Genomic DNA, 16,811 nt, shown 5'->3' with positions numbered 1-16,811 from the left:
GGCGGGTTCAACCGATCGCTGCAACACACTCAGCGAACTTCTCCGCTGGGGTCTGATAGAGCAAGGTCTTTCTGGGGCGTTCGTTGAGCTGCCGCGCGATGGCGCTGAGCTTTGCCTGGCTGTGCAGGGACAGGTCGGTACCACGTGGCAGATATTGGCGCAGCAGTCGGTTGGTGTTTTCATTCGAGCCGCGCTGCCAGGGTGATCGAGGATCGCAGAAGTAGACCTCGACATCCGTGGCCAGTGTCAGCCGCTGGTGGTCGGCAAGCTCTTTGCCTCGGTCCCACGTCAGCGATTGATAGAGTTCCCCGGGCAATTTCTGCGACTGCTTGATTAGGGCTGAGACGACGCTTTCGGTATCTTTGTTGGCGACCTTGATCAGCATCACATAGCGCGAGTGACGCTCGACCAGCGTCGCCACGTAGCTGTTCTTGGACCCGCCGATGAGGTCGCCCTCCCAGTGGCCGGGAACTGCTCGATCTTCGACGGTGGCGGGCCGTTCGCTGATGGAGATTGCATCCTTGATCTGGCCCAACCCACTCCGCTTCATGCTGGCGTGCCGGGAACGGCGGATCGTGCGCCTGGCTCTAAGATGCTCCAGCAGTTCCTTTTTCAGCACTCCACGTGCCTGGATGAACAGGCTGCGATAGATCGTTTCGTGCGACACCTGATTATGCGGCTCCCCTGGGTAGGTGCGCTTGAGCCAGCCGGCAATCTGCTCTGGCGACCATTTCCGCTGCAGCTTGACCGATACTGTCCGGGCTAGGGACGGACAGCAAGCCAGCTTGCACAGCTTGGGGCGCAGGGCCCGATCCCAAGCGGCGTGATCGGAACGTGCTGCTCTATACCGATCAGGCCCGCCATTGCGGGATTGTCGCCACGCTGCTCAATGCCCCCAACAGCGCAAGGTCAGGTTTGGGTCAAACTTCACCGTTCGTCTTCCGCCAACGAGCGTCAGCAACGGGTCGAACGTGCCATTCGTCTCGTCGATTGGAACGAGTAAGTAGCGCCACTTCCGGACTCTTTGCCAACGATGCCGCGAAGGTCGCGTCTCGACCCGCTTGCGGACACCGCCCAATGGCTCGGGCTATCTTCCTTCAGCTTGACCGCCCTGTGCTGAGACGGAGCGGCTCTGGTCGGCTATAGTGGCGGGCTGGATGGGGAGGACGGCATGAGCGAGTCCCGAAAGCTTGCTGCAATCCTGGCAGCCGACGTTGTCGGCTACAGCCGGCTCGCAGGTGCGGACGAGGATCGCATCCTGGCGCGGCTGCGGGCACTACGCAGCGATCTGATCGATCCCACGATCGCCGTGCATCATGGTCGAGTGGTAAAGCGCACCGGGGACGGAGCCCTCGTCGAGTTTCGCAGCGTGGTCGATGCAGTACGCTGCGCCATCGAGGTGCAGAACGCAATGGTCGAGCGCAATGCGGGCGTACCTCCTGATCGTCGTATCGAGTTCCGCATCGGCATCCACATCGGCGACGTCGTTGAGGAGAGCGACGGCGACCTCATGGGCGACGGCGTCAACATTGCGGCGCGCCTGGAGGGCGTTGCTGCGCCCGGCACCATCTGCCTTTCGGAGGATGCCTATCGGCAGGTCAGGTCGAGGCTCGACCTCTTGGTCAGCGATCTCGGCCAAACCCAACTCAAGAACATCGCTGAACCGATGCGGGTCTATTCGTTGGAGGTCGGCGTTTCGGCCAAGGGTGGCGCCATCGCGGCTCAGGCTACGCCCGTCCAACCTGCCGCCGCCAGCCCGGCCGCGCCGACAGATCTCCCGGAAAAGCCTTCGATTGCCGTCCTGCCTTTCACAAACATGAGCCGCGACCCTGAACAGGAGTATTTCTCGGACGGCATCACCGAAGACATCATTACCGACCTTTCGAAGATTGCCGGGCTTATGGTGGTAGCGCGCAATTCGAGCTTTGCTTACAAGAACAAGAGTCCCGACGTCCGGACGGTTGGGCGTGAACTCGGTGTCGCATCAGTGCTCGAAGGCTCGATCCGTCGCGCCGGCAATCGCGTCCGCATCACCGCCCAGCTCGTCGACACCACAACCGGCGGCCATCTGTGGGCCGAACGCTACGATCGCGACCTCACCGACATTTTCGCAGTTCAGGACGAGGTGACTCTCCAGATCGTCGATGCCCTCAGGGTCACGCTCCGGCCGGCTGAAAAGGCGCTTCTAGCGGATAGCCGTATAAGCAACGTCGAAGCGCATGACAGTTTCTTACGCGGGCGCGAGCTTTCGCTTGGATCAACTAAGAATCGCGACGTCTTTGAGCGAACGATTGCGGCCTTCAAGCGCGCGATCGAACTCGACCCTGCCTATGCAGAGCCCTACGCAGGTCTCGCCTACGCCTATTGCCAGGACTTCCAGAACCATTGGGCCAACACACCCGACGCACTTGGTCTAGCCGCTCACTTCGCCGCGCAGGCGATCGAAAAGGGTCCCAACGAGCCGTATGTGCATTGCGTCGCCGCTATCGTCACGCTGTGGCAACGCGACCTTGTGGCGGCGAAAGCCGCGGCGGAGAAAGCCTTGGCGCTTAACCCGAACTACGCCCTTGCTTACGGCACGAGTGGCATGATCGAGGTCTATTTGGGGAATCCACTGGCGGCGATCCCATACATTGAGCGTGCCATGCGCCTGGACCCGGCCTTCACGCATCAATACCTGCACTTCCTCGGTTCAGCCTATTTGGTGGCCGGTCAATACGATGCCGCGGCGACTGCCTTGCGCGAGCGGATCCGTCTTACGCCGAAGACCGACCTGTCGCGCACCTTCCTCGCTTCCGCACTTGGCCACCTCGGCGAGTCCGCCGAAGCGCGGCGCGTCTGGCACGAACTGAGAGACATAAACCCGAGATATTCCTTCGAAGAGCACTTGGCTCGGTTGCCGTTTCAAAACCAAGCCGACGGAGAGAGGATCAGAGAGGGTCTGGCAAAGGCGCAGCTTCCCGACTGAGCGCGACCCGCCACCTCGCCGCAGTGCCCATTGTTAGCGACAGCGCATTCTCAGACGAGATGACACTCATTGCACGACCGCTGTTGAGGCGGATTGCCCGTTCCGGTAGCTGGCTCGAACGGCAAGTTCCATCCAATCAGGACCTTCCTAGAGCGTTTCATATTTTGAGAGAATCGTAGGATTCCCAAAGAAGGGCGTTTGTGATTCAAGATGCTAGCTGGACGGAGGCCAGCGTCTGATGACACGAGCCCTTTCGAACGATCTTCGTGAGCGTGTTGTTGAGGCAGTTGGCGCCGGCGAGAGCTGCCGTGCGGTTGCGTTGCGCTTTGGCGTTGCAGTGTCCTCGGCGGTGAAGTGGTCGCAGCGTTACCGTGCCACCGGCTCGGTGGCGCCAGGCAAGATGGGCGGGCACCGTAAGCGGGTTCTGGAGCCGCATCGAGCCTTCATCGTGGAGCGGATCAACCAGACCTCTGATCTGACGCTGCATCGGCTGAAGGACGAGTTGGCCGCACGCGGGGTGACGGTCTCGCACAATGCGGTCTGGATGTTCTTGAGGCGCGAGGGCCTGAGCTTCAAAAAAAACGCTGTTCGCTCTTGAGCAGGGCCGAGCCGACATTACCCGTCGCCGCCGGCGCTGGAGGTCGTGGCAGGGTCGCCTCGATCCGGCGCGTCTGGTCTTCATCGACGAGACCTGGATCAAGACCAACATGGCCCCACTTCGCGGCTGGGGGCCAAGGGGACAGCGCCTGCGCAGCTTCGCTCCGCACGGCCATTGGCGAACCCTGACCTTCCTGGGTGCATTGCGCTGCGACGAACTCACCGCGCCATGTGTCTTCGACGGTCCGATCAACGGTGAATGCTTCCGCGCCTATGTTCGTCAGCAACTGCTCCCAACCCTGCGGCCCGGCGACATCGTGATCATGGACAATTTGGGTAGCCACAAATCCGCAGCCATCCGTCATGCCTGTGATTTTTCGTGGAATGAGGACCCTGTTTAAGGGGTGATTTTCGTCCAAACGGGACCCCTTAACGTGGGGTCATCAAGATGCCTCCGGTTTGGTCGGAGGCATTTGTGTTTTGGATGTTGGTTGTGGAGACGATTGCAAAGATACGCCGGCTGTCGCTGGTGCAGGGGAAGTCGATCAAAGCGATCTGCCGGGAGCTGAAGATCTCCCGGAAGGTGGTGCGCAAGGTTTTGCGTTCCGAGGAGACAGAGTTCCGCTACGAGCGCAAGCATCAGCCTTATCCCCGGATGGGCGCCTGGCGTGACGAGCTGGATCGGCTGCTGTCGGCGAATGCGGCCAAGTCTCAGCGGGAGCGGCTGACACTGATCCGCATCTTTGAGGAGCTTCGCGGCCTCGGCTATGACGGCAGCTACAGTTCGGTGTGGCGACATGCTCAGAGCTGGGAGGCGGATCGCGGCAGCGCCGCGGCCGAAGCCTACATTCCGTTGAGCTTTGCGCCGGGCGAGGCCTACCAGTTCGACTGGAGCCACGAGATCGTTCTACTCGACGGCGTGACGGTAACGGTGAAGGTGGCGCACATGCGGCTTTGCCACAGCCGTATGTTCTTCGTGCGGGCCTATCCGCGCGAAACGCAGGAGATGGTGTTCGACGCCCATGACCGGGCGTTCAGCTTCTTCCGCGGCGCCTGCACGCGCGGCATCTACGACAACATGAAGACGGCGGTGGACGCGATCTTCATCGGCAGGGATCGCCGCTACAACCGCCGCTTTGCGCAGATGTGCGGGCATTACCTTGTCGAGCCGGAGGCCTGCACGCCGGCGGCCGGCTGGGAGAAGGGGCAAGTCGAGAACCAGGTCGGGCTGGTGCGCGAGCGCTTCTTCACACCGAGGCTGCGCTTCAAGACGCTGGAGGATCTCAACGGCTGGCTGGCCGACAAATGCGTTGCCTATGCCAAGGCGCATCGGCATCCCGAACAGGGCGAGCGCACGGTCTGGGACGTATTCGAAGAAGAGCGCGCCAGCTTCATTCCCTATGCCGGTCGCTTCGACGGCTTCCATTGCATTCCCGCGTCGGTGTCGAAGACCTGCACGGTGCGCTTCGACAACAACAAATACTCGGTGCTGTCGAGTGCCGTCGGCCGGCCGGTCGAGATCCATGCTTATGCCGACCGGATCATTATCCGCCAGGACGGCGTGGTCGTGGGCGAGCATGCCCGCTGCTTCGGCCGCAACGAGGTCATCTACGATCCCTGGCACTACGTGCCGGTGCTGGCCCGTAAGCCGGGCGGATTGCGCAACGGCGCGCCGTTCCTTGGCTGGGTCCTGCCGTCGGCAATGGAGAAGGTGCGCCGCAAGCTCAAGGCGGTTGATGACGGCGACCGGCAGATGGTGTCGATCCTCACCTGCGTGCTGACCGACGGATTGAGCGCGGTCGAGGCCGCCTGCCAGGAAGCCATTGAGCACGGCGTCTCGTCGGCGGCGGTGATCCTCAACATCCTGGCCCGCAGCCGCGATCCGGCGCCGGGCACGATCCTTTCCATTCCACAGGCGCTGAAGCTGGCTCACGAGCCGATCGCCGACTGCGCCCGTTATGACAGCCTCAGGAGGACGAACAGCCATGGAACGCACCGAAGTACTGGAACTGATGGGGGCGTTGAAACTCTTCGGGATGCGCTCGGCCTATGACGAGATCATGGGCGTCGCCATTAAGCGGCAGCACGAACCGCCGAAGATCGTCGGCGATCTGTTGCAGGCCGAGATATCGGAGAAGCAGGCCCGCTCCATCAAGTACCAGCTCACCGTCGCCAAGCTTCCGCTGGCCAAGGATATCGAGGACTTCGATTTTGCCGGCACGCCGGTCAACGAGAGCCTGATCCGCGACCTCGCCGCCGGCGCCTTCGTCGCCGATCAGCGCAATGTCGTCCTGGTCGGCGGGACAGGCACCGGCAAGTCGCATCTGGCGATCGCCATTGCCCGTTCTCTCATCCGCAACGGCGCACGCGGGCGCTTCTTCAACGTTGTCGACCTCGTCAACAGGCTCGAGACCGAGACCCGTGCCGGCCGGCAGGGCCGCATTGCCGATCATCTTACCCGGCTCGACTTCGTCGTCTTCGATGAACTCGGCTATCTTCCGTTCGCCCAGGCCGGCGGGCAGTTGCTCTTCCATCTGGTCTCAAAGCTTTACGAACGCACCAGTGTCATCATCACCACCAATCTCGCCTTCGGGGAATGGCCAAGCGTCTTCGGCGACGCCAAGATGACAACCGCGCTGCTCGACCGCCTCACTCATCACTGCGAGATCGCCGAGACTGGCAACGAATCCTGGCGCTTCAAAAGCCGATCTCAAAGCTGAAGTCGAAAAGCCAATCAGCCGCACCCGATCAGGCTGTGCAACCCCGACCAGCTTCGCCTGATCGGGCGCTAACCGGCGTGCCCTTCACCACCCCAAACCAGGGTCCCTTTTACATGAAAAACCAGGGTCCCGATTCCGTGGTGATTGACAGTCATGCCATCAGGGCGGCCGGCGCAAGGCTCTGGTTCCTGCCGCCATACTCGCCCGATCTCAACCCGATCGAGCAGACCTTCGCCAAGATCAAGCATTGGATGCGCCACGCCCAGAAGCGGACCGTAGAAGACACTTGGCGCCATCTCGGTACCCTCGTCGGCACCATCAAGCCAGACGAATGCGCAAACTACTTCAACAACGCTGGGTATGCTTCCGTCAAAACATGAAGGACTCTAGATGTTTAGTCCCGGCATTTGCTGGAGCGGATTGAGAGTGAAGCGTTCGGGCTGGGAAGCCCATGCCTTGCAGATGAACTCGTAGGGGGTGAGGCCTTTGAGGGTCTTCAGTCTGCGGCCGAAGTTGTAGGCTGCGACGAAGTCAGCAAGATGCCGACGCAGCTGGTCGTGATCGTCGTAGTGGAAGCGCTTGACCGTCGCGTCCTTGATGGTGCGGTTCATGCGCTCGACCTGGCCGTTGGTCCAGGGGTGCTTTGGCTTTGTGGTTCGATGTTCGATATCGTTCTTGGCACAGGTGTATTCGAAGGCATGAGCCCGGAATATCTCGCCATTTGCGATCGCTTCCTTGATGAGTGGAACGGCCGAACCGCCAGCGCCGGGCGTCGTGAACTGGATGCCGTTGTCGGTGAGCACGGTGTGGATCTTGTAGGGAACGGCCGCGATCAGGCGCTGCAGAAACTCTTTGGAAATGGCTGTCGGAGCCTTCTCGTGCAGTTCGACGAAGGCAAACTTCGAGGTCCGGTCGATGGCGACGAACATGTGTAGCTTGCCCTGTTCGGTTCGGACCTCCGCGATATCGATGTGGAAGAAGCCGATCGGATAGGCCTTGAACGTCTTCTTCGCCGGCCTGTCGCCCTCGACATCCGGCAATCGGCCGATGCCGTGGCGCTGCAGACAGCGGTGCAATGAAGAGCGTGCCAGATGCGGCATCGTCGGCTGCAACGCGTAGAGGCAATCATCGAGCGGCAGCAGCGTGTAGCGCCGGAAGGCGACGATGACGGCCTCTTCCTCGACAGACAGAACCGTCGATCTCGGCTCCCTGGGGCCGGTGGGCAGATCGGCGGTCGAACTCCGCTTCTTCCACTTCGCGACCGTCTTGGGGTTGATGCCATAGCGCTTCGAAAGCGTCCTCAGGCTCGCTTGACTATGTTGTATCGCTCGACGGATCGCCTCTGTCGTCGTGGCGCTCCCATGCAGAACCTGGCCCATAGCGCATCCTTTGATTCGGACGACAATGATGAACCATCAAAGCCTGGGATCAAACATCTAGACGGAGGTTTGAAGGGCAGCAGAGGGTCACGGGTGTGAATTCGACCGCCGTCGAACGAACTTCTGCTCTGGATGTGGAATGTTGCCATTCGTCTCGTCGATGGGAACGAGCAAGGAGCGCCATTAGCAGTCGCTCAGCCACTCACGAACAAGCGGCAGCTTTGCCCCAGAGAGCTGACTTAATTCAGCAAATGAAGTCGTCTCTGCCGCAACTGAAATCACTCTCAAGACGGGTCCGATTTTGGTCGTTCAACTCCCTTACCGCGGCGCCAAGCGCCCGGTGGCACCCCGACATAGCGTTTGAAAACTCGATTGAAGGCGGCTTCCGAGTTGTAGCCGACCTGGAGAGCGGTCTCAGCGATGTTAATGCGTTGGCCAAGAAGGTTCGCGGCCAACTGCATGCGCCAGCGCCCGAGGTACTCTATGGCCGGCAGGCCGACATAAAAATTAAACCTCTCAGCAAAAGCCGATCGCGAAAGACCGACTTCGCGGGCAAGGGTTTCAAGTGTCCAGTCTTCCGCCGATCTTCCGTGGATCAGGCGCAGGGCATGGCCGATGTGCCGATCCCTGAGCCCAGAGAACCACCCCCGGGAGTCGTCGGGTAGCTCGCGAACATACTTCCTCAAGACGTCCACGAAGATTAGTTCTGCCAGCTTCGCGAGCAAGATCTCGCGGCCGGCTCCGTCATCATTGGTTTCAGCGACGGCAGTGCGAAGAAGATGGGAAAGCCACGCCTGACTTGCGGTGGATGCCCGAGCACTGAACAGGCGCGGAAGGCCCTCAAGCAACGGGTTGAACGGTCGCAAATCACAGCCGAGGTAGCCGCACACGAAGTGAGAGGTGTCGGTGCCCCCCGCGGTTTGATTGAGTACGTGCGGTACCGGCAGTGGCCCAGGTGGGCGGTGATAAGCGGCCAGATCAGGCTCGCCCCGCAATCCGGGTGACGAAGAGGCGATGTGCGCGTCACCTTTGGGAATGATCACAACGTCGCCAGCGCTGACGTGCATAGCCGGTGCCGAGCCGTCCGCCAGTTCCACCCAGCCTGAGCCCGACATCAAAACATGGAAGCAGATCACATGCTCGGCTTCCGGCATCACTATGCTCGCATACGCAGCGGAATTCGGCGTAGTCCCCACCCACGGCGCGTGAGCTTCCACGTCGAAGAACACCGCTCCCGTCAGTCGCACGCCTCGCAGAACGTCGGACAGAACGTCCATAGCAGTCCCCGGGGGCTGACCCATCGAAGTCGCGCAATATCGGTAAACTTGGATGCGCGATCAAAAATCCTGGACGACCCAGCATAGCTTCCGCAAATCAGTTCAGCCAGCATCGGTCGCGGTCGGGAAGCGTAACGCTCAGAACCATGGGGAGGAACCGATGAAGAACCTGACGCTCGCGACTGCAGATGGCGGCACAAGAGGAATCGATGCTGCCAGCCTGGAGGCCTTCCGCAGTGACTTACGCGGCGAAATGCTTGAGCAGAGAGCGCCCGCTTATCAGGAGGCGAGAACGATCTGGAACGCGATGATCGACCGAAAGCCTGGTGTCATCGTTCGCTGCAAAGATGCCGGCGATGTCGTTCGTGCTGTCGGGTTTGCCCGAGACAACGGATTGCTCGTTGCTGTTCGAGGCGGAGGTCATAACATCGCAGGCAGCGCGGTCTGCGAAGGGGGCATTGTCATCGACCTGTCGCAGATGAAGTTGGTGCGAGTCGATCCGCATGCACGCCGGGCATGGATCGAACCCGGCGCGACTCTCCGCGATATCGACCAGGAGACGCAGACCAGCGGACTAGCGGTTCCGACCGGCGTCAATTCCACGACGGGAATTGGCGGGTTGACCCTAGGAGGTGGCTTCGGCTGGATCACTCGCAAGTTCGGATTGACGATCGACAGTCTTGTTTCTGCTGAAGTCGTCACTGCCAATGGTGATCGTCTAAATGCAAATGCGACGGAAAACCCGGAATTGTTCTGGGCGCTCCGGGGAGGTGGAGGAAATTTCGGAATTGTGACGTTGTTTGAGTTCGAACTCCACCAACTCGGCCCGCAGGTGTTGGCAGGGTTTGTTGTTCATCCTTTCGATGATGCGGTCCCACTTCTCAAGCAATATCGCGAAATGGTGGCATCGGCTCCGGATGAATTGACTTGTTGGGTGGCAATGAGACGGGCACCGCCGCTTCCGTTTCTGCCGGCAGAATGGCACGGCCGCGACATCCTCATCTTGGCAATGTGCTACTGCGGTGAGATTGCCGCAGGAGAGGAGGCGACGGCTGAATTGCGCGCGCTCGGCAAGCCGATTGCCGACGTTGTCGGTCCGGTCCCGTTCGTCGAGTGGCAAACCGCCTTTGATCCTCTGATGACACCGGGCGCACGCAACTACTGGAAGACCCACGATTTCATGCAGCTCACCGACGCAGTCATCGCAGTTCTTGTCGATGGCGCTCGAAAGCTGCCGGGGCCGGAATGCGAGATATTCATATTCCATCTCGGAGGAGCGGCCGGCCGAGTAGCGGCCGCAGCGACAGCCTTCCCGCTGCGGAATGCGCACTTCGGCATGAACGTGCACTCGCGCTGGCAAGAGCGATCCGGAGATGTCGCGCATATCGGCTGGGCAAGGCAGGTCTTTCAGGAAGCGGCACCGTTTTCTGCTGGAACGGCATATGTGAATTTCATGCCCGGTGACGAAGGCGACCGCGTGCGGAGCGCCTATGGCGCGAACTATCAGCGCCTGGCACAAGTCAAGCGGCGATATGATCCGGCAAATCTCTTCCGAATGAATCAGAATGTCACGCCTTCGGAGCGTTGACGGCTACGACCACATCCGGACCTGTTAGGAGGATTCGCGCGCGCGAACAAAGGCTGCGTCGCGGCTAAACATGCTTTGCCTACGCCGAGTTGGTCGTCTTAGAGGCACGGAGCGCCAACCTCGCTTTAGCGAACGCCAAAGTTGCGCCCACTCTGGTCGTTGCGGTTGACCCGGCTCAATGTCTGAGAAGGGTCAAACTTTGGCGTTTGAGCCGGCTGCCGGAACGGTCAACTAGCGCCATTAGTGTCACTTCGCGGATGTACCCCTAAGGTCCGTTCATCAACAAACTGCGGACGTTGCGAACGCGGTCCCATTACGCACAACAGCCTGCCATTCGACATGAGGAGTACATAAGAACCCGCTTCCAATGTATCAGTGCATGGCTAGGTGTTTTCATCGTGTGGACGGAACCAGCGACCGTTGCCATCGAACCAAATGCGAACTGAAACGACACCGGAGCGGGACGCGTTGCGGCGACGGACGAGAAACTGAGATGGAGCATCAATCACCAATGTTGCCCGGAAACTCGCCGCGTCGGCGCACCAGCTTCCTGCACACGTTGGGGCCCGGCCTCATCACCGGCGCAGCGGACGACGATCCCAGTGGAATCGCCACCTACAGCCAGGTTGGCGCGCAATTCGGCTATACCCTCTGCTGGACAATACCGTTCAGCTACCCCCTCCTGGTCGTGATCCAGGGGATCAGTGCGGGTATCGGCGCCGTCACCGGTCAGGGCATCGCACAGAACCTGCGGCGACACTATCCGCCTTGGGTGATGCGTTTTGCCGTTCTCCTGTTGCTCGTCGCCAACTTCATCAACATCGGCGCCGATCTGGCGGCGATGGGTGCGGCGTTGCAGCTTCTCGTCGGTGGTTCTCAGTTCCTCTACGCCGCCGCCTTCGGACTGCTCTGCGCCGGCCTTGAGATCTTCATTGCCTACAAGCGCTATGTGACCATCCTGAAGTGGCTAACCCTCTCGCTGTTTGCATACGTCGCGGTGGTGCTGGCTGTGGACGTGCCGTGGGCAGCCGCGCTGCGCGGCGCACTCATTCCGCAATTCGCCTTGGATCGCGACCATGCCATGGCCCTGGTGGCTGTTCTCGGCACGACGATCAGCCCCTACCTCTTCTTCTGGCAAGCCGGTGAGGAAGTGGAGGAGCTGCATCGTCGCCACCTTGTACGGCTCAGCAGTCATCCGCGTACGGCAGGTGCCGAGCTCGCCCGCATTCGAACAGATACGCTTTTTGGCATGACATTCTCCCATCTCATCGCTCTCTTCATCATCATCGCCACCGCAGCCACGCTCCACGCCAACGGCACTATGCAGATCGAGACTTCAGCGCAGGCGGCAGAGGCGCTCCGGCCGATTGCCGGCGAAGTCACCTTCGCGGTTTTCGCCGCCGGCATCATCGGTACCGGCATGCTGGCCGTCCCGGTGCTTGCCGGCTCGGCTGCCTATGCCGTCGCCGAGATGTTCCGCTGGCCGGAGGGACTGGATCGGCGGCCCCGTGAGGCCAAAGCTTTCTATGCAACGATTGCCGCGGCGACCCTCGGCAGCGTTGTAGTCAGCTTTACCGCACTCGATCCAATCCGCGCGCTCTACTGGACAGCGGTCATCAATGGCATACTTGCGGTCCCACTCATGGCAATCATGGTGATGATGGCCAGTAGCCCGCGCGTCATGGGAAGGCTGACCGCCCCGCGGTGGATGGTCGTAGTCGGATGGCTTGCGGTGCTGATCATGGCTCTGGCCACGATCGGGTTCTTGGTGCTCTAAGCACCCAGGTCGCAGCGAAAAGCAGTTCGTGGAGCCTGTTCCATGGGCTATAATGCGGCCAATTGCGGTTGCGAAGCATTGAGGTACCGGCATGCCGGGGTGGCTCGTATCGGTCGTCCCTATGAATGTCTCATCCGCTGTCGGAGGGATATCGTGAACGTCCTGATTGTCTATGGAACGACCGAAGGGCAGACGGAGAAGATTGCCGCACGGACGGCAACGCATATTCGCGAGCGCGGGCACCAGGTCGAGTTGGTGGATAGCGCAGAGCTTGCATCCGATTTGAAGCTCGGACACTTCGACGCGTTCGTCATTGCAGCGTCGGTCCACCAGGAGCACCATCAGGAATCCGTCGCGAACTTCGTATTTGCGCATCACGAAGCGCTGAGCACCAAACCTTCAGCCCTGATATCCGTCAGTCTCTCGGCGGCGCTGGAAGGCCAAAAGACGGAAGCGCAAAACTACGTGGATCGCTTCGCCTCCGTGACAGGGTGGCAGCCACGCATGACCCTGCTTCTCGGGGGTGCCTTGCGCTTCACCAAGTATGATTACTTTCAGGAGCAGTTCGTCAAATTCGTCGTCATGAAGAGCGGCGATCCGAGCCCCGAGCGCGATCACGAATTCACCGACTGGAACGCGCTCGCCAACTTCGCCGATCGATTTCTCGAGACGGCCAAACAAGGAGGTGCCTGAGCCCGGCGCAGCCTGCATCGGCGCACCCTTCGCCGCCGGCGTGGCGCATGGAACATGGCGTATAGCGCGAGCGATCGCGAACCCAGTGGAAGCAAGAAGACCGAGATGCACAAAGTGAAGCTCGCTCTTCACCGGGGGGAGTCCCGTGACCATCACTGAGATGACCGCCCAAGAATGCAGGATGCACCTGGCCGCGAGCAGGGTCGGGCACCTCGCTTGCGTAAGAGACGGGATGCCGTACGTCGTGCCGATCAGCTTCGTTTACGAGAACGGCCACATCTACAGCTTCTCCCTGATCGGTCACAAGGTCCTGGCGATGCGGGAACATCCTCAGGTCTGCTTCGAAGTCGACGAGATTCACGACCCTCGCAGCTGGTGGAGTGTCATTGCCTTCGGTCGCTACGAAGAACTCGCCGAAGCTGGCCCACGGCAGAATGAGCGCGACCATGCATGGTCGCTGTTGCAGAAGGCGCGCCCCAACTGGTGGGAACCTGGCAGCGAGACACTTCACTCCGAGGACAAGGTGGCCAGTCCGCCCCACCTCTTCTTCCGCATCAACATCGAGAAGATCACTGGACGTCGTGCCCTCGTCTGAGGCAGGGTCTCCTTAGGCCTTCACCCGCTTGGCTGGTGCCCGCTTGGCTGGCTCCTTCTTGGCTGGCTCCTTCTTGGTGGGCTTCGCCGGTGTGGCGCTGCTATTGCTGTCTGCTTCGCGAGACCAATCACCCGAAAACCATGCCAAGCAGAACCTTGCAGCGGCTCGCGGCCTACCGGCCGAGATGATCGCTGCAGCTCAAACACTCTCCAATGAATTGGCCAGCGCGCAGAACCTGCTGCTGCCACTCGATCAGTATTTGGACACACACTGACGGTTTGTGGGAATGTCAGGATGCGTCGTCTCTCGATAGTCTAATGGGCCAAGAAGTGTGAAGGCGATACCCAAATTCAAGTGAGGAGAAGCTGGGGCTGGTGTTCCCATCTGATAGCCTCTCGTGAAATTCTGGATCGACCCGGAGAGATTGAAAATACAATCCTGACAGGCCGCGTGAGTGGGTATAGGTTGCCCCGAAGCATATGCGTTCTGCTGGTGGTTGCACATGTGGCGATCAGCGAAGGGGGGAGATTTGCGATGAAAACTATGAAGATCGTCTCATGCGGAGCGGCGCTGGCCGTTTTGACACTCTTAGCAGCCCCGGCTAGTGCACAGGAGGCAGCCCCGCTCGGCTCGCCAGCAGCTACGGCACCGATCAACCCGCTGCGCGTCCCCAATCCGCCGGGCAGATTCGGAGGCTTAATCAACCTCGACGCGCCCACATCCACGCCCTACTGGCAGCCCCAGGTCGTGCCACCGGAAGGGGCGCCAAACATCCTCGTGGTTCTGATCGATGACGAAGGGTTCGGCGCCCCCAGCACCTTCGGTGGCGTCATCCCCACGCCGAACCTTGACCGCATCGCTGACGCGGGTCTGCGCTACACGCAGTTTCACACTACTGCGCTGTGCTCGCCCACCCGCGCCGCGCTGATCACCGGAAGAAACCACCACTCCGTCGGCACGGGCGTGATCGGCGAAGCCGCTACCGGGTTTCCGGGCTACAACAGCATCATGACCAAGGACAAGTCGACAATCGGGACAACCCTGAAAGCCAATGGCTACGCCACATCCTGGTTCGGCAAGAACCACAATACCCCCGCTTTCGTCACCAGCCAGGTCGGCCCCTTCGACCAGTGGCCGGTCGGCATGGGCTTCGAGTATTTCTACGGGTTCAACTCCGGCGAAACCAACCAGTGGCAGCCTGATCTCTATCGCAACACTACGCGCATCTACCCCTATGTCGGCAACCCTCAATACAACCTGATCACCGATATGGCGGATGACGCCATCGCCCATGTCCAGCAGATCAACGCCCTCGATCCGAACAAGAAGTTCTTCCTCTATTACGCGCCCGGCGCCACCCATGCGCCTCATCATCCGACGCAGGAGTGGATTGACAAGTTCAAGGGCAAGTTCGGCATGGGCTGGAACGCCCTCCGTGACGAGATTTTCGCCAATCAGAAGAAACTGGGCGTGATTCCGCAGGGTGCCCAACTCACGCCCTGGCCGCACGACCTTCTGAAGAATTGGGACGAACTTTCGGCCGACGAGAAGAAGCTCTTCGAGCGGCAGATGGAGGTCTATGCAGCCTACCTTGCGTATGTCGACGACGAGGTCGGCCGCGTGGTCAAGGCCATCGAGGACATGGGCAAGCTCAATGACACGCTCATCATCTATATCAGCGGCGACAACGGCCCCAGCGCGGAAGGCTCGCCGGTAGGCACACCGAACGAGATGACTTTCTTCAACGGCGTCGAGGTTTCTGTCGCGGATCAAATGCCGTTCTACGACGCTTGGGGTTCTGCCGAGACTTATCCTCACTATGCGGTCGGTTGGGCCTGGGCCATGAGCACGCCCTACAAGTGGACCAAGCAGGTCGCCGGCTATCTCGGCGGCGTGCGAAACGGCATGGTGATCTCGTGGCCCGGTCACATCACCGACGCCGGAGGCATCCGCAACCAGTTTCATCATGTCATCGACATCGTTCCGACCATCCTCGAAGTGACGGGAATCGAGGCACCCGACGTTGTCGATGGCATCGATCAGGCACCAATTGAGGGGGTAAGCCTCGCCTATACCTTCGACAAGGCCAATGCTGACGCCCCGTCCCGGCACCACACGCAGTATTTCGAGATGTTCGGTGAGCGCGCGCTCTACCACGACGGCTGGATAGCATCGACCGTGCCGTTCCGCGCGCCGTGGAACGGCACCGCCCCGGACCCGAAGGACGTGGTCAACGATGCGAAGTGGGAACTCTACGACCTTACCACCGACTGGACCCAGAACAACGACGTCGCCGCGGCCAATCCAACGAAGCTCACGGAACTCCAGGACATGTTCTGGATCGAGGCGGCAAAGTATCAAGTCCTGCCGCTCGATGCCTCGGCGCTCACGCGCTTCATCGCGCCCCGGCCGAGCATTGTCGCAGGCCGCGACAAGTTCGTTTACACACGCCCGCTCGTCGGCACCCCGCTCGGAACAGCTCCCAGCATTCTCAACAAATCCTTCTCGATCTCGGCCGAAATCGAAGTGCCTGACGGCGGCGGCGAAGGGATGCTCGTTACCCAGGGCGGCCGCTTTGCCGGCTGGGCGCTCTACCTCCTCAAGGGCAAGCCTGTCTTCGTCTACAATCTGCTCGACCTCGCACGGCCGCGAATCGAGGCGCCCCAGCCTCTGTCGGCGGGCACGCACACCGTCGACTTCGTCTTCACCTACAATGGACCTGGCCTCGGCAAAGGCGGGACCGCGGTAATGAAGGTCGACGGCGCCGAAGTGGCGAGCGGCCAGCTCCCCAATACCCTGCCGTTCGCACTCGAGGCGAGCGAGACCTTCGACGTCGGCTCAGACACCGGAACCGGAGTCGACGATGCCGACTACACGTCGCCGTTCCCGTTCACCGGCAAGCTTGGAAAACTCACGATCAAGCTCGGGGCGAACAGTTGACCCTAGCAGGTTCCATCTTTCGGGTGACTGCGCGGTCGAAGTCATCGGAATTCCTGACGAGACCTGGAACCGCCCCGGGTGGGCGGTTCTTTTCCATCGGTGGATTAGAACCCCAAAAAAGACGCGCTCCGGACGACTGTCTACCGAGCTGACCCGATAGCGTTCGAAAGTCGGCGACAAAGACCCGAAAGGGTCACTTTAAGACATCGGACCTTCGAGGGTTCAACGTCCGCTTTTGTCCTTTCCTGCCCCACAGGCAGACTTTCTGCTTCCGGCC

11 protein-coding genes and 3 pseudogenes are annotated in these 16,811 nt (G+C 60.6%); 11 read left to right on the top strand and 3 right to left on the bottom strand.

What is annotated here, in order from left to right; genetic code table 11:
• Positions 1–7: 7 nt before the first annotated feature.
• Positions 8–868: pseudogene (locus ACSQ3Z_RS34985) on the bottom strand (IS30 family transposase); the annotation flags it as partial.
• A 303-nt stretch (positions 869–1,171) separates the two neighbouring features.
• Between ACSQ3Z_RS34985 and ACSQ3Z_RS34980 the strand changes: the two are divergent.
• From ACSQ3Z_RS34980 to ACSQ3Z_RS34960, 5 genes and pseudogenes are all read left to right on the top strand, one after another.
• A complete protein-coding gene (locus ACSQ3Z_RS34980) occupies positions 1,172–2,968 on the top strand; it encodes an adenylate/guanylate cyclase domain-containing protein (protein ID WP_436175667.1) in 1,797 nt (598 codons plus the stop codon).
• Positions 2,969–3,206: 238 nt separating this feature from the next.
• Positions 3,207–3,933: pseudogene (locus ACSQ3Z_RS34975) on the top strand (IS630 family transposase); the annotation flags it as partial.
• Positions 3,934–4,049: 116 nt separating this feature from the next.
• A complete protein-coding gene (istA, locus tag ACSQ3Z_RS34970) occupies positions 4,050–5,618 on the top strand; it encodes an IS21 family transposase (protein WP_436173950.1) in 1,569 nt (522 codons plus the stop codon).
• Positions 5,551–6,285, top strand: a complete 735-nt coding sequence (gene istB, locus ACSQ3Z_RS34965; protein ID WP_436173087.1) for an IS21-like element helper ATPase IstB — start codon at positions 5,551–5,553, stop codon at positions 6,283–6,285. The genes istA and istB overlap by 68 nt, the downstream gene beginning before the upstream one ends.
• 155 nt (positions 6,286–6,440) lie before the next feature.
• Positions 6,441–6,665: pseudogene (locus ACSQ3Z_RS34960) on the top strand (transposase); the annotation flags it as partial.
• 6 nt (positions 6,666–6,671) lie between these two features.
• Here the strand turns inward: ACSQ3Z_RS34960 and ACSQ3Z_RS34955 are convergent.
• Positions 6,672–7,664 (bottom strand): IS481 family transposase, encoded by a 993-nt coding sequence (locus tag ACSQ3Z_RS34955; RefSeq protein ID WP_436175666.1) that lies wholly within the window; start codon positions 7,662–7,664, stop codon positions 6,672–6,674.
• A 284-nt stretch (positions 7,665–7,948) separates the two neighbouring features.
• Positions 7,949–8,941 (bottom strand): AraC family transcriptional regulator, encoded by a 993-nt coding sequence (locus ACSQ3Z_RS34950; protein ID WP_287345038.1) that lies wholly within the window; start codon positions 8,939–8,941, stop codon positions 7,949–7,951.
• 160 nt (positions 8,942–9,101) lie between these two features.
• Here ACSQ3Z_RS34950 and ACSQ3Z_RS34945 point away from each other — a divergent pair, with 160 nt between their 5' ends.
• The 6 genes from ACSQ3Z_RS34945 (at position 9,102) to ACSQ3Z_RS34920 (ending at position 16,534) form a co-directional block, all read left to right on the top strand.
• Positions 9,102–10,529 carry an FAD-binding oxidoreductase gene (locus tag ACSQ3Z_RS34945; RefSeq protein ID WP_436175665.1) on the top strand — a complete coding sequence of 476 codons (1,428 nt, stop codon included), beginning with the start codon at positions 9,102–9,104 and terminating at the stop codon, positions 10,527–10,529.
• 493 nt (positions 10,530–11,022) lie between these two features.
• Entirely contained in the window at positions 11,023–12,306 is a 1,284-nt protein-coding gene (locus ACSQ3Z_RS34940; protein WP_436175664.1) for an Nramp family divalent metal transporter, read from the top strand.
• A 153-nt stretch (positions 12,307–12,459) separates the two neighbouring features.
• Positions 12,460–12,999: a flavodoxin domain-containing protein gene (locus ACSQ3Z_RS34935; protein WP_436175663.1), complete on the top strand. Its 540-nt coding sequence runs from the start codon at positions 12,460–12,462 to the stop codon at positions 12,997–12,999.
• 160 nt (positions 13,000–13,159) lie between these two features.
• Positions 13,160–13,594 carry a pyridoxamine 5'-phosphate oxidase family protein gene (locus ACSQ3Z_RS34930; protein WP_436175680.1) on the top strand — a complete coding sequence of 145 codons (435 nt, stop codon included), beginning with the start codon at positions 13,160–13,162 and terminating at the stop codon, positions 13,592–13,594.
• A 43-nt stretch (positions 13,595–13,637) separates the two neighbouring features.
• On the top strand, positions 13,638–13,868 hold the full coding sequence (locus ACSQ3Z_RS34925) for a hypothetical protein (RefSeq protein WP_436175662.1): 231 nt from the start codon (positions 13,638–13,640) through the stop codon (positions 13,866–13,868).
• Between the two features lie 260 nt (positions 13,869–14,128).
• Positions 14,129–16,534: an arylsulfatase gene (locus ACSQ3Z_RS34920; RefSeq protein ID WP_436175679.1), complete on the top strand. Its 2,406-nt coding sequence runs from the start codon at positions 14,129–14,131 to the stop codon at positions 16,532–16,534.
• Positions 16,535–16,811: the final 277 nt, after the last annotated feature.

The sequence above is a fragment of the Mesorhizobium sp. LjNodule214 genome (assembly GCF_964252735.1).
Taxonomy (GTDB): domain Bacteria; phylum Pseudomonadota; class Alphaproteobacteria; order Rhizobiales; family Rhizobiaceae; genus Mesorhizobium.
The sequence above is the reverse complement of the archived record's forward strand: the minus strand, read 5'-3'. Positions and strand labels throughout refer to the sequence as shown.

Coding starts and splice junctions, on each gene's coding strand:
- ACSQ3Z_RS34940 (WP_436175664.1), top strand. CDS start 11,023: ATGGAGCATCAATCACCAATGTTGCCCGGAAACTCGCCGCGTCGGCGC.
- ACSQ3Z_RS34945 (WP_436175665.1), top strand. CDS start 9,102: ATGAAGAACCTGACGCTCGCGACTGCAGATGGCGGCACAAGAGGAATC.
- ACSQ3Z_RS34930 (WP_436175680.1), top strand. CDS start 13,160: ATGACCGCCCAAGAATGCAGGATGCACCTGGCCGCGAGCAGGGTCGGG.
- istB (WP_436173087.1), top strand. CDS start 5,551: ATGGAACGCACCGAAGTACTGGAACTGATGGGGGCGTTGAAACTCTTC.
- ACSQ3Z_RS34980 (WP_436175667.1), top strand. CDS start 1,172: ATGAGCGAGTCCCGAAAGCTTGCTGCAATCCTGGCAGCCGACGTTGTC.
- istA (WP_436173950.1), top strand. CDS start 4,050: ATGTTGGTTGTGGAGACGATTGCAAAGATACGCCGGCTGTCGCTGGTG.
- ACSQ3Z_RS34955 (WP_436175666.1), bottom strand. CDS start 7,664: ATGGGCCAGGTTCTGCATGGGAGCGCCACGACGACAGAGGCGATCCGT.
- ACSQ3Z_RS34920 (WP_436175679.1), top strand. CDS start 14,129: ATGAAAACTATGAAGATCGTCTCATGCGGAGCGGCGCTGGCCGTTTTG.
- ACSQ3Z_RS34950 (WP_287345038.1), bottom strand. CDS start 8,941: ATGGACGTTCTGTCCGACGTTCTGCGAGGCGTGCGACTGACGGGAGCG.